This is a genomic window from Paracoccus hibiscisoli (genome assembly GCF_005048265.1).
GTDB lineage: Bacteria > Pseudomonadota > Alphaproteobacteria > Rhodobacterales > Rhodobacteraceae > Paracoccus > Paracoccus hibiscisoli.
The window spans coordinates 1-1,620 of record NZ_SUNH01000089.1 but is presented as its reverse complement, the minus strand read 5'-3'; the positions used below and the strand labels follow the sequence as shown (position 1 = coordinate 1,620).

Sequence of the window (1,620 nt, the reverse complement as noted above, 5' to 3'; positions counted from 1 at the left end):
GCACTCGGTCGTCAGAATTGCTACGCCAGCGCCTCGGCCGAAGTGCATCTGAGCGTCAACTTAGGGTCTGTCAGACCCCAGGTTGACGCAAACCACAGGCACCAGGCGGCGCATGGACATAACGCGGAAAGAGGTGGTCGGGGTTTTTCGACCAGTTTGCCGCCTCCCTAAGCTTTGGCATGGTTTTCATGTCAGGCAGCGGCTTTCAGGTTCAGGGCGGCGGTATCATAGGCCTCAGCGGGCGTCAGCAACCCATGCGATGAGTGCGGGCGTTTTTCGTTGTAATCGCTGATCCAAGCGCCGATCCCCCTGCGGGTCTCGGCCCCGGTCTCGAAGGCGTTCAGGTAGACGCATTCGTATTTGAGGGAACGCCACAGCCTTTCGATCATCCGGTTGTCGATCCAGCGACCGCGTCCGCCCATGGAGATCCTCACCTTGGCGTCGAGCAGCACCCCGGTGAAGTCGGTGCTGGTGAATTGCGAACCCTGATCAGAGTTACAGATCTCGGGCGGCCCGTATTTGACCAGTGCCTCCTTCAGAGCCTCGACGCAAAAGCTCGCGTCCATGGAGTTCGACAGCCGCCAGCTGAGCACCTTGCGGCTGTGCCAGTCCATGATGGCCACCAGGTAGAGAAATCCCCGGCGCATCGGGATGTAGCTGATATCGGTGCACCAGACCAAGTTGGGGCGGGTGATGGCCAAGCCTCTGAGCAGATACGGGTAAATCTTGTGCGCTGGATGCTTTGTGCTGGTCCTGGGCTCCTGATAGATCGGCACAAGTCGCATGAGCTTCATCAGCCGGCGGACCCGATGGCGCCCGCATCGATGCCCCTCTCGTTCCATGTGTCGGGCCATTTGCCGTGAACCATACCACGGCGTCTCGAGGAACTGCCGGTCGATGATCTCCATGAACTTCAGGTTTTCGGCGCTTTCACCACGTGGCTGGCAATAAAGGCCAGAGCGCGCCAGCGACAGCAGGCTGCATTGCCGCCGGACGCTGAGATCACGGTGATCCTGCTTCACCGCTTTTTGCCTCCAGCGCCGAGAATGAGACTGGAGGCTTTCGACAAAAAATCCCGTTCCACCACCAGCTGGCCGATCTTGGCATGCAGCTTCTCGACCTCCTGATCGAAAATCGTCAGTTCAGCAGCGCCCTTGCTGCTAAAGGCCAAGGTCATTTTCTCGATAGCAGTCTTTTTCCAGCCCGTGATCATGGTCGGGTGGATGTCATACTTCTTGGCCAACTCGGCCGTGGTCAATTCCTCGCGGATGGCCTCCAACGCCACCTTCGCCTTGAACTCAGCCGAATGGCGCTTCCGTTTCGTCATGCGGACAGTCCTTCGTCAATCGCCAAAGCTTAGCGACTGGTCCGTATTCCTGCGACCACCTCTGGCGACGAGTAACGACCCCTGTCGTAGGTTGAGCTAGATTGACGGCAGGCATGGGGCGTCTCGAAGCATCGCACCCATCTGCCCACTGGCCATTGACGCCCCAGCAAGCAAGGGCAACAAACGATGCACCATTCATCGGGGGAGCCTCATATGATCTATTGCCAAACACGCCGCGGTGCGGCCGTCGCCGCTTTCCTGACCGGATGCGCCCTGTCCTCTGCTGCAACCGC

General features: G+C 59.2%; 1 protein-coding gene. It reads right to left on the bottom strand.

Annotated features, from left to right (window positions below; all coding sequences use genetic code 11):
- Positions 1 to 191 precede the first annotated feature (191 nt).
- Positions 192 to 1,327 (bottom strand): IS3 family transposase gene (locus FA740_RS19415; RefSeq protein ID WP_136858425.1). Its coding sequence is split into 2 segments (ribosomal slippage): positions 192 to 1,075 and positions 1,075 to 1,327, totalling 1,137 coding nucleotides; the frame shifts between segments, so codons are not numbered across the junction.
- Positions 1,328 to 1,620: the final 293 nt, after the last annotated feature.